At 33.7% G+C, this 25147-nt stretch carries 11 protein-coding genes; 1 reads left to right on the top strand and 10 read right to left on the bottom strand.

The window, feature by feature from the left end:
* The 4 genes from AABL85_RS08975 to ccsA form a co-directional block, all read right to left on the bottom strand.
* Nucleotides 1-1912 (bottom strand): hypothetical protein (locus AABL85_RS08975; protein ID WP_341309859.1); only part of this gene is annotated, 1912 nt, incomplete at its 3' end.
* Between the two features lie 122 nt (nt 1913-2034).
* Entirely contained in the window at nt 2035-3513 is a 1479-nt protein-coding gene (locus AABL85_RS08970) for a hypothetical protein (protein ID WP_341309858.1), read from the bottom strand.
* Between the two features lie 29 nt (nt 3514-3542).
* On the bottom strand, nt 3543-4982 hold the full coding sequence (locus AABL85_RS08965) for a hypothetical protein (protein WP_341309857.1): 1440 nt from the start codon (nt 4980-4982) through the stop codon (nt 3543-3545).
* Between the two features lie 548 nt (nt 4983-5530).
* Complete coding sequence (gene ccsA / locus AABL85_RS08960) at nt 5531-8704, bottom strand: cytochrome c biogenesis protein CcsA (RefSeq protein WP_341309856.1); 3174 nt, start codon at nt 8702-8704, stop codon at nt 5531-5533.
* A 209-nt stretch (nt 8705-8913) separates the two neighbouring features.
* On the opposite strand from ccsA, the gene AABL85_RS08955 reads away from it, so the two are divergent.
* Entirely contained in the window at nt 8914-10113 is a 1200-nt protein-coding gene (locus AABL85_RS08955; protein WP_341309855.1) for a pyridoxal phosphate-dependent aminotransferase, read from the top strand.
* Between the two features lie 809 nt (nt 10114-10922).
* Here the strand turns inward: AABL85_RS08955 and AABL85_RS08950 are convergent.
* From AABL85_RS08950 to AABL85_RS08925, 6 genes are all read right to left on the bottom strand, one after another.
* Entirely contained in the window at nt 10923-12881 is a 1959-nt protein-coding gene (locus AABL85_RS08950; RefSeq protein ID WP_303261484.1) for an OmpA family protein, read from the bottom strand.
* Nucleotides 12882-12896: 15 nt separating this feature from the next.
* Complete coding sequence (locus tag AABL85_RS08945) at nt 12897-13829, bottom strand: PorP/SprF family type IX secretion system membrane protein (protein ID WP_286395546.1); 933 nt, start codon at nt 13827-13829, stop codon at nt 12897-12899.
* A gap of 10 nt (nt 13830-13839) precedes the next feature.
* Nucleotides 13840-15087, bottom strand: coding sequence for a gliding motility-associated C-terminal domain-containing protein (locus tag AABL85_RS08940; RefSeq protein ID WP_341309854.1), 1248 nt, complete (start codon nt 15085-15087; stop codon nt 13840-13842).
* Between the two features lie 23 nt (nt 15088-15110).
* Nucleotides 15111-15743, bottom strand: coding sequence for a hypothetical protein (locus tag AABL85_RS08935; protein WP_341309853.1), 633 nt, complete (start codon nt 15741-15743; stop codon nt 15111-15113).
* Between the two features lie 101 nt (nt 15744-15844).
* On the bottom strand, nt 15845-17956 hold the full coding sequence (locus AABL85_RS08930) for a hypothetical protein (RefSeq protein ID WP_341309852.1): 2112 nt from the start codon (nt 17954-17956) through the stop codon (nt 15845-15847).
* A 32-nt stretch (nt 17957-17988) separates the two neighbouring features.
* Nucleotides 17989-24183: a DUF11 domain-containing protein gene (locus AABL85_RS08925; RefSeq protein ID WP_341309851.1), complete on the bottom strand. Its 6195-nt coding sequence runs from the start codon at nt 24181-24183 to the stop codon at nt 17989-17991.
* Between the last annotated feature and the right edge of the window lie 964 nt (nt 24184-25147).

The raw sequence follows: 25147 nt of genomic DNA, 5'->3' as shown, positions 1-25147 counted from the left end.
CGTTACCTTCAGTTTTTTGAATAACTTCTGTCAAGTTTTTAATGTTATCCCCATGTTTAATAATCTCTTCGAAATTTTGAGATACAGCACCAATTACATCAATTGTTGTTCCTGCAGCATCAGGCATCATTGTTTTATAACGTTTAGCTATATCACTATTCGCCTTTTGCCACTCCGTAATTGCTAATTCACTAAAGTAAACATAATTAAGAAGCTTACCATTCACATCTTTTATCTCTCTAACGAAAGTATCAACCTCTTGAGAACTTAAATCAATTACTTTTTCGTTACCATCCTTATCTCTAAATACTAAAACTGTTTTACCATCAATAACTTTGACAGTAACGTTTCCAGTACTTTCATTAATAACATTAGTAATATACTTTTTATTCTCTTCGTTATTGATTATCTCTTCGAAATTACTATTCACTGTACCTAATACATCCATTTTAAAACCAACTGAATCAGGCATTTGTGTTTGATACAAAGGTGCTAATAAAGGATTCTCTTTTAACCATTTTGCAATTGCATCCTCGTTAAAGTAAACATATCCTGTAACAACATTCTTAGTATTCTTAAGTTCTCTACTAAAAGTAACTAACTCCATAGCTGACAAATCTAGAACAACTTCTTTTCCAGTATCATCACGATAAACTAAATAAGTTTTCCCATTTTCAGTCTTAACAGTTACATTCCCTTTAGTCTCTTGAATAATCTTAGAGATATACTCACTATTATTATTAACAATATCTTTAAAGTTATTTGAAATAGCACCTACCACATCAAGTATAGTACCATCTTCATTCTTCATTGCCTCTTTATAATTATTAGCTTGACCAGGATGTTCCTTTATCCATTTGCTAATCTGAGCCTCATTAAAGTGAACATATCCATAAATCTTTTGGACACCGTTTTCCTCATTATGAATAGTTCTAACAAAAGTTTCTGTTTCCAATTGACTTAAGTCAATCTTAACCTCTTTTGTTCCATCATTATAAACTAAATAAGTACGATCCCCTTCAACTTTTACAGTAACGTTTCCTTTAACTTCGTTAATAAACGTCTCAAATACATCTTTCTTAGAATTGAAAATTTCTTGAAGATTATTAGCTACATCTCCTACTATATCTAATAGTTTACCTTCACTATCAGGTATATCAGTTTTAAATCTGTGCGCATCCTTCGGATTTGCCTCTATCCATTTAGCGATTTTTTCTTCACTAAAATACACATAACCAGTAACTTTACCATTCTTATCTTTCACATCTCTGATGAAAGTATCTACCTGTAGATTATTTAAATCTACTTCCTGTTCCTTACCATTTTTATCTTTATAAACCAGTACAGTCTTACCATCTACTTCCTTATAGCGAACAACATCGCTTAAACCTAAATCAATAGGAGTAGAGGTTACGATATTACCATCCTTATCTTTTACTAAAGTATAGAACTCTTTTTTATCAAAATCATATAAGATTACAGATGTTCCTTTTAAAGCAGAGCTAGTACCCTCATTAACTATCTCATTAACTATCTCATTAATAATTGTATTAGATGATGAAGTATTCTCTTGTATTAATTTAACAATCTCATCTTGACTACTAAGCTTAGTCCAAGCTGTACCTGTCCAATAGTAAAATCCTTCTGAACCACTTTTGTCTGCAGGATCTAAATTAGGATTAGTATTAAATACTATTAATCCCTTTATTTTTGTATCTGCGGCATTACCATCAATTGGGCTTAAAGTAGTTTTACTCGCTAAAGATACTCTAGGCAATAAAACCCCCTTGTTGTCAGATTGAACTTCTAAAGCAGAACCTTTAACTGGGTCTTTTGTACCTATACCTACCTGAGCTTGTCCAAAGTAAGACATCCCAACTAAAGCAGCACACATTATTATGTATTTTTTCATAGTCTCTTTTTTTTAAAAAATCTACAATTATTTAATATAATGTAAATCATAAGTATACTGTCTAGTATAAAACTAGACAGTATATTAGTATTTCTACAGTCTTTTGTACTTAACAGAACAAATTATAGCTCTGTATATTCAAAGACTAAATCATAATCTCCGCCTAATATAGGAGTATATAATGACCCTGTACCGAAGCTAAATTTAAAAGTATCTCCTCCTATTCTTTCAACATCTGTAGCAGAACTCACTAAAACACTTCCTCCTTTAGCTAACACAGTAACATTAATCAAACGACCAAATTTAACTGTTGCATCCTGCTCTACTTTAGCTACACCATCAGCTCCGATTGTAACCTTAGTAGGATGAATTGTGATATTAGCTTTTGGCTCACTATCGTATTCACCTTTAGTCGCATCTCCATTAACAGATATAGATGTTAATCCTTTAAATACTCTTTTTCCACCGATAACTTCTCCAGTTGGAACATCTGAATCAGGAGTTTTACCTACCTCTACACGTACAGTTTCTTTGATTTTCTCAATTAACTCGTTATTATTAGTAATCTCATTAATTATATTTTTAGAGATATCGATATAATGCTTATTACCATCTTTATCTATAGAATACAATACTGCAGGTCCATCTTTACCATTCTCAGGTCCATAATAAACATTCCCCCATGCTTTACTTTTATCTGGATCTGTTGGATCTACAGGTTTTACCCCTCCATCTCCATCTCCACCAGTTCCTACTTCCGTAATAACACTAACTATCTCTTTACGTATTTCCTTATTCTCCTTAATTGTTTCTAAGAAATCAGAAGTAACATCTATAAACTGAGTAATTTTATCCTCATTAGTATATGTATAGAAGATTTTTCCTTTTACTTTATTTTTAGGATCCTCAAGATCAACTTTAATATCTTTTGCTTCTATCTTAGTCCCATCCCCTACAAATCTATTAATATCTGTAACTGTCTGAGCACCACTAACAAGCTCATCAAAACCTATCTCATGTTTAGTATATGTAATTTTAGTCACTTTACCATCTCCATCTTTCTCTTCATGAGGAACCAAATACTGTAACACCCCTTTACTTTTAGCTGGTATAGGGTCACCTGGTTTCAATGGTTCAGGTTTAAAAGCAACCATATAACTTAAATCAGTTGGATCACCTGGATTACCAGGTATTTTAGTAATTTCTGTGATTTTTTCAGTAATTTCTTTCTGAAGAGTTTCTTTAGTATCTTTAATCACAGTCTCTAATTTAGAAGAAGAGGTAATTGCTTCCCATTTTTTAGCTCCTGCATCCCAGTAATAGAATCCTTCTGGATAATCTGTACTAGCTATTTTATTATATACAGCAATCCCTTGTTCTGGATTACCTAATAGACCGTAATGATTTGTAGCATCAGCAGCTACTAAAGCTTTTAAGTCCACACGAGGAATAAGAACCCCTTTCTTATCAGATTCTACTTGTAATGCTGCAGAAGTACTTACTTTTTTAATTCCAATACCCACCCCTGGCTTCACAGGAGTTTGAGCGAAAGCAGATGCACTTAATACAACCGCTAATAATGTGATTATGTTTTTTTTCATTTTAAATCTTTTTAAATTATAGCTATTAATTACTTAGTAGCATCAACTGTAGACACATACTCTAATATAACTTGGTATCCTGTAGCCGCAGTTAATGGAGAATACATTGATCCTGAACCAAAGTTAAACTTAAGCTTATTTCCAACTTTATCATGATTAACATTAGTAACATTAGTCATAACTAATACTCCTGCACTATTGAAAATTTTAACAGATAATAGTCTATCAAATGTAGCAGGAACAGCTATACCATCTGCATTAAACTCACTATTATAAGATAATGTTCCGTTACCTTTAACTACTTCTTGATTATTTAAGCTTACTTTCTGAACGATTTTACCATCTATTACGTCATTAGTATCCACTGGCTTACCGTCTTCTGTAACAGTCACTGTAACGGTCTCTTTAATTTTCTTAACTACTTCTGGATTATTAGTAATTTCGTTAATTAAGTTTTGAGAGATATCTATATAATGCTTATTACCATCTTTATCTATAGAATACAATACTGCAGGTCCATCTTTACCATTCTCAGGTCCATAATAAACATTCCCCCATGCTTTACTTTTATCTGGATCTGTTGGATCTATAGGTTTTACCCCTCCATCTCCATCTCCACCAGTTCCTACTTCCGTAATAACACTAACTATCTCTTTACGTATCTCCTTATTCTCCTTAATTGTTTCTAAGAAATCAGAAGTAACATCTATAAACTGAGTAACTTTATCCTCATTAGTATATGTATAGAAGATTTTTCCTTTTACTTTATTTTTAGGATCCTCAAGATCAACTTTAATATCTTTTGCTTCTATCTTAGTCCCATCCCCTACAAATCTATTAATATCTGTAACTGTCTGAGCACCACTAACAAGCTCATCAAAACCTATCTCATGTTTAGTATATGTAATTTTTGTCACTTTACCATCTCCATCTTTCTCTTCATGAGGAATCAAATATTGTAACGTCCCTTTACTTTTAGCAGGTATAGGATCACCTGGTTTTATTGGCTGCAATGGCTTAAAAGCAACCATATAACTTAAATCTGTTGGATCACCTGGATTACCAGGTATTTTAGTAATTTCTGTGATTTTCTCAGTAATCTCTTTCTGAAGAGTCTCCTTAGTATCCTTAATTACGGTTTCTAATTTAGAAGAAGAGGTAACAGCTTCCCATTTACCAGTTGCAGCTCCTTCCCAGTAGTAGAATCCTTCTATAAAACCATCTCCTACTTCAGTGTTATAAACTAAAACACCTTGCTCTCCTGTTCCCACTAAACCAAAAGTCGTTAAACTTTTACCAGTTAAAGTGCTCAACTTAACACGTGGGATCAAAACCCCTTTATCAGTTGCATTAACATCTAACATTGCAGATTGAGATGGTAACGGAGTACCAATACCAACACCTGGCTGCTGCGCATACGTAGTTGCTCCTAGAGCTAACAAAAACAGAGTAGTAATTTTCTTTTTCATGTTTAAAAAATTTATTTAAAATATTTTACTAATTAATCTGAAGTGATCATATTTTCCCCAAATAGTTAATCAAATCATAATAACCTGTATAGACAATAAGCTTTAACCTAAAATCTTAAACAGTTTGTACTACAAAGTTATAAAAAAAAAGACTTAACAAACATCAAATGTTAAAATTTAATTATTACTCATACAATTTAACCTTATTTAAAAAATATATTACAACAACAGCTATTTTTATACATATATTTAAATTTTACTCAAAAAAGCTACATATAAAACACGAAACAAAACTAAATATTTCAAAGATTTCATACTTAAAAACAACATTAAATAGAAAATAATATATTTTAAGAAAAATAAAACACTAATTTTTCTAAAATAAAGAAAGTAATCACAATTTAGTTAATAATAGCTATATAATATATAACGGATATCGTAGTTTCTCCTTCTATATCACAATTCTACTCTTGAATCAGATATAAAAACAAAAAAAGCCCAGCTTCTAAAAGAAGCTGGGCTTTAGATTATATCCTACTTAGAGAATATTATTTCTTCAAATACTTTTTATATTTAATATAAGAGAAGACACTTAATACTATCACAAATCCTAATGACCACCATACAGCAGTAGGTGTGATCACTTTATCTCCTGATGCATAAGAGTGCAATCCGCTTAAGTAGAAGTTAACACCGAAGTAAGTCATCATAATCGAGTAATACGCTACTACACTGAATACATTATATAACCATGTACCTCGCATAGCTGGCACTAATCTAGCGTGAATAACAAAAGCATAAATCATAATACTAATTAATGCCCATGTCTCTTTAGGGTCCCATCCCCAGTAGCGTCCCCAGCTCTCATTAGCCCATTGACCTCCTAAGAAGTTACCAATAGTTAATAGAACTAGACCTACCGTTAATGTCATCTCATTAATATAAGTCAACTCCTTAATATTAAGATCCATTTTCTTCTTATTCTTATCATTCGTAAGAATCATTAAGAATAAAGTCACGACTCCTAATATCATACCTAGTGTAAATGGACCATAACTACCTACGATAACTGCTACGTGGATAATCAGCCAATATGAATTCAATACTGGTTGTAAGTTACCAATCGCTGGATCCATAAAGTTTAGATGTGCTCCCCATAACACTATCGCCGCTACGAATGCTGTTGATGCTATCGTTAACTCAGACTTACGACCAAAAATTAATCCAAACAATGTAGTAGCCCATGCCACATAGATAACTGATTCATAAGCATCACTCCATGGAGCGTGACCTGATACATACCATCTCACAGCTAATCCTAATGTATGTATAGCAAATAATAAGACTGTAGCCCAGCTACCGATTTTAATCATCGCCTTATTGATACGTCTTGGTTTTAATATCTCTGATATAATGAAGATGAATAAGAACACAGCAGCTAACATATAGTAACTATATAGTGTCTTAAATATATCGTACTTATTATATTGAATCTCGAATTGTATCTTTTTCTCAGAAGGAATTACAGTTTTACCATAAGCATTCTGATACGTTTTAATACTCTGTAGGAACTCATCTGCCTTTGCATAATCACCTGATTGTTTAGCCTCAAATAAAGCTGGTACATACATTCTAGGTAATATGCTCTTCGTAAATGTAGAATCCATTCCTTTAAGACCTGCCTCGTTTAATTCTAATGGAGATACCCATTTATCATTATCGTGACCCGGTATAGGGAATATCGTAAGGCTACGTGTAGTGAATGCTGCATTCAATAATGCCATCTTAGAATCTAAGTCTAAATAGTCTTTCTCAAACTGATTTTTAACTGCAGAGTGATTAGCATCTTCTACTACTTTTGCCAATCTATAATTACCATCTTCATCAAAGAAATCAATAAACGCAGCATACTTAGCGTCTTTAGGTAACTTTAATGCCTCTAATATCTTATCATTTCCTCTAGGTAGTTTTATCAGTTCTGCATAATACCAGTAGTTAGGTGCTCCTTGTAATTGTTGAGCTACCGTAAACTGAGTCATCGATAGAAACACCTGATCAGGATTTAATCCTTTATAGTTTTCTCCTTTATATACTTTACGCAATAATTCTGAAGCAAAAGTATTCACTGGTTTCATACGACCACCAAAGTCTTGAATAACTAATTCACCAAATCTAGCAGCATGTTCTTTATCTACAGCAGTACTCTTGATCAGTGAGTCTATCACTACCTGGTTAGGACGTGTAGGTGTTTCATGATTGTGTTGTGCGAATGCTCCTACTGATAAGAACAAGAACAACATCGTAAGTATAGAAGCTTTCTTCTCTCTAACTTTATCTAATTTTCGTTTCAAATCACCAAATCTTGTATTCTTATCGAATAAGATAACTATTAATCCTATATATAGTAAGAAGTACCCTATATAAGTAATCCACGTTCCCCAGAAGTCATGGTTCACAGATAAGATAGTCCCCTTCTCATCTCTATCGAACTCCGCCTGGAAGAATCGGTATCCTTTATAATCTAAAATATTGTTCATATAGATACGTGCATCGAAATTCTCTGCACCATCTAATACAGTCACCTGACTTTCGAATGAAGCATAGCTACTCTCTGTACCAGGATATTTCTCAGCTATAAATTTATTTAACTTGATTTGGAATGGTGTCGTATACACTTTACTACCATACATCATCGTAAACTCTAAGTCACCTAGTTTAAATGACTGAGGTTCTCCCATTCTTCCTGCTTTACCCATTAGTGTTACCTCTTCCTCTTTTCCTTGAGAACGAACAGTAAGGACTAAAGCATCAGTATTTCTTTTATTCTTAAAGTCACCATCAGACTCTAGAATCATCTTTCCTTTAATAGGCATTTCTGGAATAACGAACTGTGTTCCTGCCATATTATATAATGATCTAAAGTTTAGAGGAGCTTTTGTACCAGCTACTACATCACCTGTCGCCTGTGTTGCCATCACCATATACGTTCCTCCAAAAGGTGTATCTAAGAAGAACTCATCACCTTCTTTTGTAATATTAATCGCTCCATCAGTAGGTTTATTCAATGAGAATAATACATTGTGGATACTCACTACTTTTCCTTCTTCTAAGAAATGCTCATGACGGTCACCATCACCAGATTCTACTAATTTTAAGAACATTTTTCCATTAGGATCTTCTGCTATTGCCTCAGTAGCTCCCATGATAAAGTCTTTATATTCTATCTCGTAATCTATACCATTAAAGTCTTCTTTAACAGTAAAATGATTATTCGTTACAGGAGAGAATAGTATAGGTCTCTCATATGTACGTCTGCGCTGTTCTCCTTCATACTCTCCATCAGTCATGACAGTAAGGAAAGTCTTATCAGAAAAAATACTATCTGCCGTCTCCCCTTCTCTAATAGGCATCATCCCCTCGAAACTGATATAACGAGTAATGAAAGCTCCTAATAAAATCAAAATAAAAGCCGCATGCAGTAGTAATGTCGCCCACTTCTCTTTGCTCAGTAGTCTGTATTTCTTAATATTACCTATAAAGTTAATCAAGAAAACAAACATAATAAACTCGAACCATTTAGTATTATATATTAAAATACGGGCAGTAGTTGTGTTATAACGATCTTCGATGAAGGTTCCTAAAGCTAATGCTACAGCATAAACTATAAAAAGAACCGCCATTAACCGTGTCGAAGAAAAAAAAGATATTATTTTTTTATCCATGAGTTGTTAATATGTTGTTTTAATAGTGCAACAAAAATAACCAAAAACGCCAGTAATTCAGTATATTTAACTTAATATTTAGTAATCAATTTATTACAAATTTTTGCATAAAATAAGTTACATTTGCGATAGTAATATTCTAGAGGATTATTGATTTCTAATCCAATATTGATTTAGAGACTTACTATGTTTATTTAAATTTTAAAACTATGCCAAAGATTTCAAACAAAGGGCTTCAAATGCCTGAATCACCTATCAGAAAATTAGTCCCTTTTGCAGAGGTAGCAAAACAAAAAGGACACCATGTATACCACTTAAATATAGGGCAACCTGATATTAAAACACCAGAAGGTGCTCTTAAAGCTGTAAAAGAAGCTAACTTCGAAGTATTAGAATATAGCCACTCTGCAGGAATCGAAAGTTATAGAAAAAAGTTAGCTAAACACTATCAAGACCAAAATCTTAATGTAGATGTAGCCGATATTATCGTTACTACTGGTGGATCTGAAGCATTATTATTCGCTTTAGGTAGTACAATGGACCAAGGTGACGAAATCATCATCCCTGAGCCATTCTATGCTAACTATAATGGATTCTCTACTTCTAATGGAGTAAATATCGTACCTGTGATGTCTTCTATCAATGATGGATTTGCATTACCTGCTATATCAGAATTCGAAAAACTAATCACTCCTAAGACGAAAGCGATCTTAATCTGTAATCCTGGTAATCCTACTGGTTACTTATATTCAGAACAAGAGATGAAACAGTTAACAGACCTAGTAGTGAAACACGATCTATTCTTAATCGCTGATGAAGTATATAGAGAATTTGCTTATGATGGATATAAACATATCTCTGTGATGAGCATTCCTGAACTAGCGAATCACGCTATCATGATCGATTCTGTATCTAAGCGTTACAGTATGTGTGGTGCTCGTATAGGATGTATCGTTTCTAAAAACAAAGATCTTATGGCTGCGGCAATGAAATTTGCTCAGGCGCGTCTATCTCCTCCTACTTTTGAACAAATCGCTGCTGAGGCTGCTCTAGATACTCCTAAATCTTACTTCGATGAAGTAATCACGGAGTACAAAGAGAGAAGAGATGTATTCATCACTGCACTTCAACAGATAGAAGGTGTACAAGTGACTATGCCACATGGTTCTTTCTACTGTGTAGCTAAATTCCCTATTAAGAATGCTGATAACTTCGCTAAATGGTTATTAGAAGAGTATGACCTAAATGGAGAGACTGTAATGATCGCTCCTGCTGCAGGATTCTACTCTACACCAGGTGTAGGATTAAACGAAGCTCGTATGGCTTATGTCCTTAAAAAAGAAGACTTAATCCGCTCAGCTGAGATCTTAAAACAAGCTCTTAAAGTATACCAAAAAATAGAAAAATAATCAATCTATTATTTATATGAAAACCACCTCTAAACGGGTGGTTTTTTTGTTGAAATAGTATATGAAATAATCACCATCCTATCTCCTAATCTTCTTTTACCTTAACCCCACATTACGCATTAGCCAAATACTACAAAGCAATTCTACTTCATAGTTCTTTCATTAGCTCTAAGACCATACTATAGTATGCTTTTATCACTAATTCAGACCTATTTTGTATAATTACTTTTCGTTTATATGTCTATTGCATAATCTGGGTTAAAAACATTCCTATTTTATTCTGTTGTGAATAATTCTTATCTCTTTTTTCATTTTTAATGAGTTAATAACGCACTTACCTACTTTAAAAGACATTTTATACTCTCTTTTTTTGATATTTACCCTTCATATTATCCATTTACACTTCATTTTGAAGAAAAAGTATAGTGTTTTTTTTCTTTAAAAAAAACCTCTAAAAAACATAAACATCTAATTATAAATACATTAAATAAAAAACACTTTATAAGCAGAGAATATCCAAATGACTCTTCAGCCTAGTATATATCAATGTTTATCTTAACTCCTTCAACACTTCTTCAACAATGCGCCAAGATTGCTCTAGTTCAAGCTTCGTTTCTTGAAGAACTATTGAAGATATATTGTAACAGTGTTGAAGAAGTAAGATTGAAAACAGAATTATAGTACAATCTCATTCTAATAGAACTATAGAACCACTCCTCTCTGCCCGTTCTATGACATTATGATAAGAAAATAAAAAGCCAGTCTGTCATAACAAACTGGCTTTTTTAAAATCACTAACCGAAACAGTGTTATTCTATATTCAGAATAATAAACTCACTTCTTCTATTTTCTTGATGTTCCTTGATTGTACATGGTACTTTATTAGCACATTTATTGACTAACTGTGATTCTCCATACCCTTTACCTGTGATACGATCTTCTTCTATTCCTTGTTTTACCATCCAAGCTACTGTTGATTTAGCTCTACGGTCAGACAGCTTCATATTATAAGCATCATTACCTCTGCTATCTGTATGCGAACGCACATCTATCTTCAGTTTTGGATACATATTAAGCACTTCTACTACCTTCGCTAACTCTACTGCTGCATCAGGGCGAATAGTAGCTTTATCAAAATCAAAATAGATAGGATCTAACTTCAATTTCTTAAATAAATCATCGTCTTTCTCTATCTTTTCAACTATTGGGTCTAAACCTATATTTACGTTCTTAGATACATTAAACTCTCTTCCTAATACAGTAGATACCTCCGCTGTAAGATATGTATCTGCACTAGCTTTTAGTCTAAACTTATAGTTACAGTCTAACGGCTCTGTCTTATAGTTTCCATTAGCATCAGTAATAATAGTAGCTAGTTCTTTATAAGCATTGTCATATAATACTACTGTAGCATTCGCTATAGGCATTTTAGTTGTGGTATTATACACTTGCCCTTCTATCTGCTGCTTACAGTCTACTACTTGGAAGAAATAAATATCATCACTTCCTACTCCTCCCTCACGATTAGAGCTAATAAATCCTTTTTTGTTTTTGTCATTGATATAGAATGCAAAGTCATCTGAAGAACTGTTAATAGGAGCTCCTACACTCACTACTTTACCGAATGTATTATCTACATTTAGCTTAGCCATATATACGTCTAATCCTCCTAAACCTGGACGTCCATCTGATGAGAAGTATAGATAGTTATCCTTAGAGATAAAAGGGAATGTCTCACGTCCTTCTGTATTAATTCTAGCCCCTAAGTTCTCAGGTGTACCATAGCTCCCATCTTCTTCTATAAAGACTCTATAGATATCAGATTCACCTAGTGTACCACTTCTATCAGAAGCAAAGTATAACCATCTCTCGTCTGGAGATAAAGCGGGATGAGCAGTATTAAAATTATCTGAGTTAAATGGCAACTCTACTGCTTCTGTCCATACTCCATCTTCGTCTAAAGTAGATTTATATAACTTCAGTAAGATGTAATAGTCTTCATTGTGAACTTTCTTTTTCTTCTTAAAGTTATTACTCGTGAAGTACATCGTCTTACCATCTTTAGTAAAGATCGCTGATGCTACATTGACCTTTGCGTTTCCAAACTTATCTAAAGGCTCAGGCTCGCTAAAGCTACCGTCTTTACTAATCACTGTACTGTACAGAGTAGTGAATGCTTCATTAGTCCACTTATGTACTCTACCTCCATGCTCTGTTTCTCTAGCAGATGCAAAGACTAATTGGTCTCCTAAGATACTCGATCCATAGTCAGAATACACACTATTAATAGGGAGTACTTTCAGATCATAGCGCTGTATCATGGCATTAATCTCCTTTAAGTAAGTATCTTTCTTTTCTTCGAATAATATACCTCTACTATCGCTCTTCTCTAATTCTGCAAAGCGACTTACATACTCATCTGCCTTTTTATAGTCTTCTATAGAACGCAGCGTCTGCGCATATCTATAGTAGTACTCTGATGGTAGCTTATGCCCTTCTTGTTCTGCAAAAATAAATAACTCTTCGTACCACTTATGCGCAGTCTTTAGCTCACCTTTAAAATAGTAAGCATCTGCTAACTTAGTAAGTGTGTTAACACTTTTGTACCCTTTATTTATAATTTTCTCATAGATTTCGATTGCATTGACGTACTCATAGTAGTCAAAGCTCTTATCCGCTTTTTTCTCCTTACTAGTCTGAGCTACTGCCCCTACTGTTATTAAGAAAAAAGAGGCTATTGAGAAAAACTTAATAACCTTCTTTTTCATACTTTATAGTTTTCGTTAAAAGAATCTTGGTGTATTCATACGAGTGCGATTATTAAACAAATCGAATCTTAGGAATATCTCATGAGATCCAGAGTTGTAATTCGCTAACTTAGTCGTATCTGCATCATAAGAATATCCTACGAATAAGTTATCATTCACTTGGAATCCTGCTAATGCACTAACTGATGCATCCCAACGATATGCTGCTCCTACAGTAAACTTGTCTATAATTAAGAAGTTAGCTGTCAGATCCATCTGCAATGGTGCCCCAGAAACGGCCTTCGCTAAGAAAGCTGGTTTAAACTTCAAACTAGGGTTTAGTTCAAACACATATCCTCCCATTAAGTAGAAATGCGCTTTCTGACGCATCGTAGTCACCTCATTATCGTCGTAGCGATCTGTAGTCAAAAAGTTAGGTACAGACAATCCTAAATATGATTTCTCAGAATATAGATACAGACCTGCCCCTATATTAGGTGAGAATTGATTATCTATATTCGTCATCGCTACAGGGTCTTTTCCACTATAGATATTCAGACGAGTATAATCTACATTCAGTAAGTTAGCCGTAGCTTTTAAACCAAATGCTAATTTATAGTCATGATTAACATCGATAGCATACGATAAGTCTACAGAGATATTATTCTCATCCATCGCTCCTATACGATCATTCATATAGTTCACCCCTAATCCTAATCCCGAGTCTCCTAGGGGCGTACTCACAGACAGATTAGCTGTCTTAGGCGCTCCATCTAAACCAACCCACTGCGTACGGTAGTTACCGAAAATGCTTAGGTTACCTCTAGTACCTGCATAAGCAGGGTTAATATTAGAGGTATTATACATATACTGTGTGTACTGTGGATCTTGTTGTGCTTGCATTTGTTGTGCTCCTAACAAGGCTAACATACACACACTTATATTTCTTATTGTTCTATTAATTGTCATTCGTAAAATCTTAGTTGTTGTCTAAATGTAGATACCCTGATTTTCTAATTGTATGTGCTTCGCTAGCATTTCTGTATTCGTAGCTAATCACATAATAATAAGTTCCTGTAGGTAGTTTTTCTCCTGAGTTCACTGTAACACGTCCATCAGAATACCCTCTGAATACGTTATTATTACTGTCATAATTAGAAGTCTCATACACCTTCACTCCCCAACGGTTATAGATCTCAACTTTATTATTAGGGAAACGATTAATATTATCTATTAAGAAGAAATCATTCTCTCCATCTCCATTAGGCGTTACTAGATTATAGATCACTACGTCTCCATCTAGTATCAAATCTGTATTCACAGTACCTAATGTAAAGAATCCGTATCCACGTACAGATGTAGGTGTAGTCACTGTCTTATTATCAACATCTACGATACCTCCTTCATCTACCCAAAGCTGATCCTTAGCATCCCAACGAAGAATGCGTAAGTTCTTCTCCGGAGTCTTTAATAACTCTACAGGAGTAGTATCTGTATGCCAGCCTAATGTCAAGATAACATCGCTCTTCGCATTAGAGTTACGATCTACTAGCCAATACTCTCTTTCGTTTACTAACTCTACTACTCCAGACTTATGTTTATGAGAAGTAAAGAAGTTCTTATCATCTAAGTTATACTTCCCTACGAAAATGTCTTTCTCTTCTTTAGGTGCTGTAATCGTAGCGTTTCGATAATACTTCTTATCTCCGATAGGGAACACAAATTCGTTGTTTCCTTCCTTGTCTACAGTTCCTTGGATATGACTATTATCACTTGCATTAACTGCAATTGCATCTTTTAGAAAAGTAAATGATCCGTCTTTCTCATCTACATTGACAATACCGTCTTGGAAGTCCACTTTGCCCTGTACTACCACATCATTAACAACATTAAATGCAATATTATCTGCTGTGTTATTTAGCACTACATTGTTAAACTTACTGATACTGCTACCTGATACAGTCTGTTGTTTATCACTTTTAAAAATAGTAGTCCCTTGTGCTAGTTTTCCTTTATAATCAAAGAAAGCACCATTGTTTATAATATCATTATAAACATATAGCGTACCGTTATTTTTAAAGTCTGCTTCATCTGTGTTCTCTAAGGCATAATGTGTAGACATTATCCCTTCTGGGCTTACATATAGCCCTCCCTTGTTTACTGTCTGTGCCATAGTAGCTATAGAGCACAAGCCAGAAACTACTAAGAGTGTTCTTTTCTTAACCATAGTGAATCACTTTTACTAGTTAGTTATTTTACAGAGAATACGATATTCATGATAGAGGTAGGAGTACCATTAGATAATATTCTATATTGCATGATCCCCTCATCACTGATATTTACAATCTCAAAAACAGTAGGATCGTAATCAGTAACATAGTAATCTAATTGATCAGCACTATGAAAATAAGGAATGCTATCTGGAGCACTAGCATTTTTAAATGTTCGTGCTTTATCTTTCATACCAAACTGATCTACATACTCTTGATATAGATTCACTTCTTTCACTGTCGCAGGATCAGTGATAATACTCGTATCAAAAACAATAGAAGGCATATAGAAGAACTTGACAGCTTTATTATCCGTAGTTACCATCTGTTGCCATTTCGAACCATCATTATAATAAAAACCTTGTACTACATCATTCTGTTTTTTAGTATTATAGACAGTCATCCCTTCAACATGTGCGTTTAAAGGAGTGGCTTCTGTTGTTTTGGTTAATTCCACACGAGGCAAAAGAAGTCCTTTGTTCTCAGCTTCCAATTCTAATACTGCATTTGTATTTACATCTGCATTAGACTTACCTACAACACCTATTTTAGTTTGTGCAAAACCAGCTGTTGCAAAAATAGCAAGAGCCAAGCTTAAATATATTTTTTTCATAATGTGAGTTTGATTTAATAAAAGGGAGAGGCCGTTATTGTGAGTTGGCTTTAGCCTCTCCCTTTCTGAAAAGAATTAATTGTTGTTTGTTGTTTTCTAAATTATGGTTGAGTTGTAGGCTTTACCTCTTTACCTAAGTACTCTACTACTACTTCGTAAGTATCTTTTGGTAAAGCTGTATAGATATTTCCTACACCGATATTAAAGTCAATCTTAGTACCATCTACTTTCACGTCTTTTGTAGATTCAGTAACTACTACACCCGCTTTTAGTACTTTGATAGATAACACACCATTGATAGCGTTATCACCTGTAGCATTAGCTAATTCTACACCTGTAGTTTTAGCAGAATCACCATTCGTCGTAGTACTTCCTTTAGCTAATAATACTTGACGACCATTATAGATATTCCCAGTGAATACGATATCTCCTTCGTTTGTGATATTATCTCCTAAAGCTTGTTTAATTATCTCTTTATAATTTTTGATAATCTCTAATAAGAATGAAGCTGGTAGTTCAATAGGAGTCTTCTCTTCTTTACCATTCTTAATTTCTATTTTATAGAATACTTCATCTGTAGTTACATCATTATCATGATCTCCAAAATATACGTTACCGCCTTGGTTCAATACATTTGTGATTTCTTTCTTCACTTCTTCATTATTCTTAATAGAAGAGATGATATCAGCCGTCATGTTAATGAATTGCTCACCTTTATCTTCATTATTATACTTATAGAAGATTTCTCCTTTCTTAACATTAGCTTCTACTGGTGCTACTACAGCTTCATAAGTAGATAATGTCTTATCTGCTGTAGCTTCTGTTCTAAGGATATTAGTCTTAGTTTCTACTGAAGCAACAAGATCTGTTAGGTTGATAGTTTTGTACTGATTTGCAGTATTGTCCCAATACTGTAATACCCACTCTTCTTTAGTAGGGTCTGTACTAATGTTTTTATAGATAACATTACCTTCAGAGAACTGAGTGATGTACTGTAAGTACTCTTCTACAGATGTAAAGTTCATATCTTTTCCTCCTACTTGGATAGTAATATTGCCTTTAGTCGTTAAGATCTCCTCAATGTTATTGATCACTCCACCTACTACATCTACGTGAATAGCTCCTGCTGGCACTGCTGTCCATTTAGTCACATCTAATTCTCCACCACCTACGATATAAGCTTCTGACAAATAGTACTGCTTATTCTCATAAGTAACAATAGTAGTTTTAGACTCAGTCCCTGCTACTAGATCACGTAAGTTAATCGTCTTATACTCTTCTGTAGCTTTATCATAGTATTGGAATACCCAGTTAGGGTTAGCAGGATCAGTACTGATATTTTTATAGATTACATTACCATCAGCAGATTGAGAGATATACTGTAAATACTCTTCTACAGTTGTGAAAGTCTTATCACCTTCTTTTGTAGTAACAGTAATTGTAGTTGGTGCTTCTAAGATCTCTTTGAAATTGTTTACTACAGTTCCTTTAACGTCAATCTTGATAGCTCCTTTGGTAGTGTCATCTAACTTATCTAGTATATCTTTAATCTTAGCTGGATCAGTTTCTGTACCAATAGCTTCAACAATCGTTTTTTCGTTGAAGTACAGGTACCCTGTTACTTTACCATTAGCATCTTTGATATCTTTAAAGAAAGTATTCGTTTCTTTGCCTTGGATCATCTTTAGTAAGTCGATCTTTTTAGTAATGTATTTTTTAGTTGTAGCATCATATACTACCTCATACATATCTCCTGTCGTATTATCATATACAATTGTAGTATGTCCTGGTTTATTAAGATCTGTATTATCAGGATTAGATGGCAAAATGTAGTTAACAACAGCTTGAAGGTTCTTAACGTCATTTGTGATAGTAGTGATATTATCTCCTAAGTTTTCTACCACGGTATTTAATTCCGTTTTACCAATGATTCTATTCCATTTAGCACCATCCCAGTAGTAAAAACCTTTAGGCATAGAAGTAGATTCTACATTGTTATACACCAATAAACTCTCTTGTTGAGTACCTGTAATAGGAGCAAATACACTCTCTGCTGTAAGAGTAACACGAGGAATTAAGATACCTTTATTTCCTGATTTAGCTACGATGTCTAATTCTGCAGAAGTAGCAGGGTCCGGCGTACCGATCCCTACCTGTGCATTTGCAAAATATGTTGTTCCTAATAATGCCGCTATTAATGTGATTTTTTTCATGTCTTGTTATATATAAATATTGTTGTTTCTAATTATTTAATTTTTGTTGTGATGTTCAGGTTTGTCTTAACTGAACAGTTTTTCACATTCACTTTAACCGGAATACGTGGTCCTAATGGACAACCACTTCGAACGTTTTGAATCCAGATGGTTTGTTCACCTTGTTCTAATCCTTTTAAGTAAAATTCAAACGGAGTTACTTCCGTTAATTGATCAGTTCCAGTTTCAGAAGTATATATCTCGTATGTAGTACACGCATCTATCATCGATAGCTTCAACATTCCATAATTACATACATCTATGACTTCATCCTCTTTTACTCCCGTTCCTATCGTAGGTACAATATTCACATCATAGATACGTGTAAAGTCTCCAAATACACCGACAATATTACCATAGGAAATTTTCACTCTATCAAAAGGTTCGTCAAACGGAGCTACAATAAGTTTGTGTTTATTCTTATAACCTAAACCTAAAATTTTTAGATCAAGAATATCCACTCCCCCTTCTAATTTAGGTCCTACTTTCTTGTCTCCTAAATAACGTTGAATAGAGTACCCTTTAATCAATTCTAAACTTAGTACTGGATTACCAGGTGTTTCTGTAATAATATGCAGTTCATCTCCTGGCATAGCTTGTTGCTTGAATATTACTGTTAAAGTAGCAGCATTCAACACTGCAACTCCTCTAACAATCTCAGCATAAGTGTTAGGATCATTATCTACCGCATTCCATGGATTAACTATAGGTGCTGTAGCGCTCAATACTCCTAAGCCTAAATCATCTACTCCATGTAATACATCTAGTACAGAAGGATTTACGTTATCTGCAACAGCTTCACATTGAATTGCCCCTGCTTTTGAGTAATAAACACTATAAACCTTAGCATTTTGTCCTACACTCAATAAAGCACCTTGTACAACACGAACACCTTTATAAGCTTGTGGTCCTTTTGAGTTAGAAGGCACAAATGTAAACTCTGTAACGCTATCAGCTGACAACAAATCTATTAGACCTCCTTTAACTGGTTTAATTGTACCAATATCATTACCATTTTCATCTAACCCAACAACTGACAATCCTCCTGTTACAGTAACCCCACTAAATTCTTTTCCTAACTTAACTGACACAGGTGTACCCGCTGGTACTGTCTCATCAAAATATATGTTTTGCCATGTAGTACCTATACCTAATAAACCTAAACCTGTAGTAATTGTAGAATATGTTTTAGGATTACCATCTATAGCATTATTCATATTTGATACACCACCTGTTACAATAAAACCTCTAGAAGTTTTTCCTTTTGCATAAACGCGTTCTATTTGAGGTGGACAATTTGATTCATCATAAACAGTAATCGAAATATTTTCAACCGTAGAACATCCATTAAGCTCTGATATAATGGTAAACATATAAATACCTGGAGTATTAAAGGTCACTGAATTTCCATTAAAAATTTGTCCTTTATCATCATACCAAACGACACTACCATTGCTACTTGTAGCTTTAGGTAATTGAGTACTAATTCCCACTTTAGTGATAATTCTTTGATCACCCTCAATAGATAATTCAGCTACTTCTTTTACATTAACAGTAAAAACATCTGACTCTTGAGAATAACAAGTTCCATTAGAAACTATAACACTATAATCTCCTGCTGTATTAACTTCTATTGAATGACCAAAACGAACAGGTTGCCCTTTTTCATCCTGAGCTTCAATCAATACTCCATTTAAAAACCATTGATATTCAGTTGCACCCTCTACAGTTGATAATGTCGTTAATGTTCCTTCACATATATCAGCTTGAGTACTTGACACGATAGGTTTAGCTGGCCCAGATAGAGTTTTAACTTCTACTTCAGCTGGTACACCATTAAAGCAATAACCAAGACCTTCAACAGTCACATAAAACTTAGTCGTGTTTTCTATAGTTGTTCTAATTTCCTGTCCTACTAATGGCGTGTCTGATAAATCAGCATTCTTATACCATTTAAATATTGGATTCTTTAAATCTTTAGGAGCAAGATTAGTTAATGTTGCTTTTAATACAAATTCTGAATAAGCACATACATCTGCTATTTGTTCTATAACAATGCTATTTTCAAAAATATCATTACAATTACTTGCTAAGTCAAATACAACTTCTTTTGTTTTAGTTGTATTGTCAGGTAATGTAACTATAGAAATAGCTTTATTCGAAATTTTATTTATTGTAGGTAACCCAATTACTTTGGTTTTAACTACGAAAGTTTCTTTTTGACCTACATTAAGTTGAGCGATAACATAGCTAATAGTATTGTTTTGAATCACACCTGATCCCACCTCTACAATTTCTATTTCTGAACCAATCACATTACCAAGAACATCGCTAAGTAAAATATTTCTTAATGCTTTATTCCCTTTATTCTCTACAGAGATTGTATAGGTTATCTCATCACCTAACTGTGCTTGATCACTAATTTTTCCATTACTCAATCCTACTTTAGATAACTCGATATCATAAAGAGGATCAACAACTAATACAGCACCTGGTTTTTCACTTGTATTTGGATCTTTAGGGTCTTTATTGTCAATAGCTGGATAAGTATTTACTCCTTTATCTGTCTCATCAACCTTTACTGTAGCGATATTTCTAATTTGAGAAATTCCTTCTAAATCTGCATTCACTTTAGCTTTAAAGCTAAATGTAACTAAGCCATTTACAACTATACCTTCTTCTTTTTTGAATGTCACTACACCATTGTTATGTGTCCCTCCAGAAGTCCATGTTAACCCAGCAGGTAGTCTGTCTTCTATTAATAAAGTTGGTACATCAGTAGCACCTACATTTTTAACGTGAATAGTATACTCTACCTCTTCTCCACCAGCAACTTTTTGAACTGTTGAATCATCATTCACTTTATAAGACTTCCAACTAACAAGATCTTGATTTAAAGATTGACATGTTCTTTCTACACTATACAAATGAATTGCAGGCAACACAGATACATTTAACACACTCTTAAGTCCGATTGATATACGATCGTACGCAACACCTGGTGTATATGGTAAATTAACCATATCCCCTTTAGTGATTAAGTCTAAAACATTAATACCGTTAATTAAACCATTAGATAGATCAAGTGTATGAACTACTTTATCACCTAAATAGGCTTTAATCTCTAAACTTCCTAATACATTTAAATCAACTCCTCCTGACTCTGTTTTAAATTTGATATTAGTAACATCATCTTTCTCAGAAACTGAATTAAAGAATATCCATTGTTTTACACTTCCTGCAACATTAAGAGTTCCTAAACTAATACGTGAATAGTTAGTTGTATTAGAGTCTATAGCGCGCTCAGGATATTCTACACCAGCTCCAGACAGATCATTAACTGTTAATGCTAATCCAGTAAAGTCAAATGATGTCGCAAAAGCATCAACACAAGAGTCTGCACTACCTTCATAACACATATTATACACATTCATAGAAGTAGCAGGAGCTAATATGCCCAATACGCTCTCATTTCTATCAGTGATCTTCACTGATTTATAATTTTTACTTGGAGTTATAGCTAAATAAGTACGGCCAAGCTTATCACTTACCACTCTTATTTCACCATTTTTGAAGGTTGTTGCAATACCTCTACTGTTACCTTCTAACACAACACCATGTTCATCTTTCACTTCTATTTCGAAAAAATGATCTCCTAAAACAATATTGTTTAACAGTCCACTTACTATATTTCCAAGACTACCTCCTAATAAGCCTTTTAATATTCCTTTATCATAATCAAAACGAATATATGATGTAGTACCAGCCTTCACGATGTGGTCATAACCAATTTCGACAAAACCAGCTCTTTTATTTCCTCCTAATAAAATTCCTGCATCTGAATTAATAGTTGCAAAGGAATCAAAGTTTCCATTAAAAATATTAGAAATATCGTCCACATACTTGCTTCCTAACAACTCAGTAGCACATACAGAAGACTCAAAAGGACTTTCGGTCATTGGATCAATACATACATCATTAATACGTTTGACATTATACAAACGAATAGCTGGTGCTACTCCAAGGTTAAGTAATGTAACTGTAGAAATCTCAACTCTATCAAAAGCTTCGACACTTGTGTCAAAAATCAAAGACTGAACTCCACCAGACTGCAATAGACCTAATAAATCAAGATTATTTAATAATCCCTGTTTTAAAGTAAACTCTTGTTTTTTAGTACTACCTAAATAAGTAGTTACTTTATAAGAACCTAATAAATCTAATGAAAGTACACTCTTAGGGTTAAACTGTACTCTCACTTCTAATTTATCACCATTAGAAGATGGTTTGGGAAAGTAAATAACTTGTTTTACTCCTGTACCTATAGCCAGAGTACCTGAACTAATTTCTGAATAATTAGATGAATTACCACTTATAGCATGGTAAGGATTCTTAACACCTGCTTCATTTAAATTAGCAATACTTAGATTTAACCCTGCTTGATTATATGAAGTAAACTGAGCAGGATAACATGGATCTGAACCAATCTCACGACACATGTTATATACCTTTAACATACGTTGTTCACCTGTTGGCAATCCTGTTACTCTATTGGTTATACGTATACTATTATATTCAGCTGTTGGTGTAACTGCTAAATAATAACGACCAATCTTATCTTGTACTAGTGATACCGCTCCATTAGTAGTTCCTTCAAAACCACTTATACTCGAGCTTTTAGATACAGATACACCATTACTGAAGGCTTCAACTTCAAAGTAGTGATCTCCTAACAATAGACCAGCAACACCGTTAACTAACTTACCTAAAGTTCCTCCTAATAAAGCTTCCAATACATCTTTATCAGAATCAATTCTAATATAAGAAGTTGTATTCGCTGATACTTTTTGGCTATATGACAATTCTATCATTCCTGACGAAGGCAAAGTAGATAGTAAAGAACCATTATTCGCATATAGAGTAGCATATGTTTCGTTATTTCCATCTATAGCATTTGTAACAAAATCAACATTTTTAAAATCCTTGACAACAGTAGCACATGCAGCTATATCAAAAGGAGATTCAGTCGGAGCAGGAACTACAATATTAGGATTAGGGCACTTCGATGTATCAAAACGCTCAATATCATAAATACGTAAACCATCACTTAACACTCCAACATTTAATGTGTTATTTGCTCTTAATTCAATTCTGTCAAACTCTTTTCCAGGAGCAAATGTTAGAGTCTTCTTTCCAGGTGTCTTCAACAATCCTAAAAGGTTTACACCATTAAGTAAACCTCCCTCTAAAGACTTCGTATATACCTCTTTGTCTCCCTTATATGCTCTTATTTCAATAGCGTTTAACAAATCCAAACTAAGCAACCCCTTTGGAGACTCTATCGTTAAGTTAACGGTAGTGGATGCATTAGAAGTAGTTGGAAAATAAAAAAACTGAGAAATATACCCTCCAACTCCTACATTTACAGCACCTTCTCTTTTTAATAAAGAATATGTATTTTCTTTTCCATCTATAGCTTCATAGAATTTATTCTGTAGCAAACCTCCTAAAAGATCAATTTCAATACCTGCAGAATCAAATGAAGTACCTATTGGTCTACCGCAGCTTTCTCCATCTTCTTTTACGTAGTAAGTATCATAAACCTCTAATAATTTATCACCGGTTAATCCCAATAAAGCCGTACTACTATTACCTACAGTCATTCGATCAAATGATTGATCTAACTGAAATGCAATCATGTAATCCCCCTTCTTATCTTGAATCAATTTAGCTTGCTTAGTTCCAAAACCATCTACTGATTTAACTTCAAGAACCTTCGTATTCCCATTGTAAGCATTAACATCAAATCTGTGGCTTCCCAATAGTAATTCATTCAAAAGACCAGATAATAACTTACCTACTGAACCACCTAATAAACCATTTAGTAATTCATTGTTTTCCATCCCTATCTTTACATAGGTGTGTTTTCCTCTCGGTACTGCATTAGGAAATTTGTATTCTAAATATCCGCTTTTCTTACCTATCAACAACGCCCCTGGATGTGCATGTAATGTACCTTTACTTGCTAAATTCCCATCAGTTGCATATTTTGGATTATCAACATTTTTACTCTTAATTAACTCTGTAGCATACACCTTAGTTTGCCCATAAGACTCTACTAAAGGAACGAACAGGATGAGCAAAAGCAGTAACCTCTTCCATAGAGAAAAAGTAGTTTTTTGTTTCATTTGTTGTTTGTTAATTGTGTTTTATAAAATACTATTATGACCAGACTCCTATTGTGAGTTTAGAGCACAGATCATAATCATTACATTGAAGAAGATGTAAGATTAAATTACAGGAGTAAAAAAACAGTATACATGGCTATTGTGAGTTGTCATGTATAATATTCCAGCTATTGTGAGTTGTGGAATAACAATTAAACGAAGAACTGAATTCGCGAAGAACAATTACTATCGAATAAAAGATTTACTTACTCTATAAGTCTCATCTTAACACCACTTCGTGGTGAAGTTTTCAAAACCTAGTTTCAAAACCTTTTATACTTACTTATTTCTTATTCCCATACTTACTTTTTCCATAAATGATAAAGATTAATTTATTAAGCTCCACTTCCACTCCACAGCGAAACTTAGAACTTATCTACACGATAATTACTAATTCCCATGTATCACATCGCAACATTGTAATATGTTCTCTGCGGTCACAGGTACAAAACGACCAGCTAGATATTAGGCTACAGTTAATAAAATCAACAACTAGTAAATCACCATCTCGCTCTCTACTACTTTCGCAGTACTAAATGTGAGTTCTTAATTAGAGCGAAATAACTAATCCTACTTATGCTATCTATTTTTATCAACCAATACCAAGTATTCAAATCGTTTTTGCTAATAAACTTCTTCTGTCATCCATAGGAAAACCTAAGGAATCAGATTTATAATAATTCGTTAGTAAGGGAATTTGTTTAGAAATCTAGCACTATCTCCACTCCTCTAAAAAAACTCCCTCAACTGAATATACTATTAAAACATATTGAGGGAGTGTAACAGTTCTCCATTGTCCCCACAAAATCAAAACTGCTAATACTATCTAGATTCACTGGAACTATATCTCTTCCCAAATTCAAAAACAAAATTAGTCACTGCACGAGAGGTTTTGCCTATACTTAAGCATGGTTTTTATCATAAA

This window comes from Myroides odoratimimus (assembly GCF_038039805.1).
Taxonomy (GTDB): Bacteria; Bacteroidota; Bacteroidia; order Flavobacteriales; family Flavobacteriaceae; genus Flavobacterium; species Flavobacterium odoratimimum_B.
Note: the sequence above shows the minus strand (reverse complement) of the source record. Positions and strands in the feature narration are given on the sequence as shown.

Excerpts from the sequence above, each read along its gene's own strand:
- AABL85_RS08970 (WP_341309858.1), bottom strand. The coding sequence starts at position 3,513 with ATGAAAAAAAACATAATCACATTATTAGCGGTTGTATTAAGTGCATCT.
- AABL85_RS08965 (WP_341309857.1), bottom strand. The coding sequence starts at position 4,982 with ATGAAAAAGAAAATTACTACTCTGTTTTTGTTAGCTCTAGGAGCAACT.
- ccsA (WP_341309856.1), bottom strand. The coding sequence starts at position 8,704 with ATGGATAAAAAAATAATATCTTTTTTTTCTTCGACACGGTTAATGGCG.
- AABL85_RS08955 (WP_341309855.1), top strand. The coding sequence starts at position 8,914 with ATGCCAAAGATTTCAAACAAAGGGCTTCAAATGCCTGAATCACCTATC.
- AABL85_RS08950 (WP_303261484.1), bottom strand. The coding sequence starts at position 12,881 with ATGAAAAAGAAGGTTATTAAGTTTTTCTCAATAGCCTCTTTTTTCTTA.
- AABL85_RS08945 (WP_286395546.1), bottom strand. The coding sequence starts at position 13,829 with ATGACAATTAATAGAACAATAAGAAATATAAGTGTGTGTATGTTAGCC.
- AABL85_RS08940 (WP_341309854.1), bottom strand. The coding sequence starts at position 15,087 with ATGGTTAAGAAAAGAACACTCTTAGTAGTTTCTGGCTTGTGCTCTATA.
- AABL85_RS08935 (WP_341309853.1), bottom strand. The coding sequence starts at position 15,743 with ATGAAAAAAATATATTTAAGCTTGGCTCTTGCTATTTTTGCAACAGCT.
- AABL85_RS08930 (WP_341309852.1), bottom strand. The coding sequence starts at position 17,956 with ATGAAAAAAATCACATTAATAGCGGCATTATTAGGAACAACATATTTT.
- AABL85_RS08925 (WP_341309851.1), bottom strand. The coding sequence starts at position 24,183 with ATGAAACAAAAAACTACTTTTTCTCTATGGAAGAGGTTACTGCTTTTG.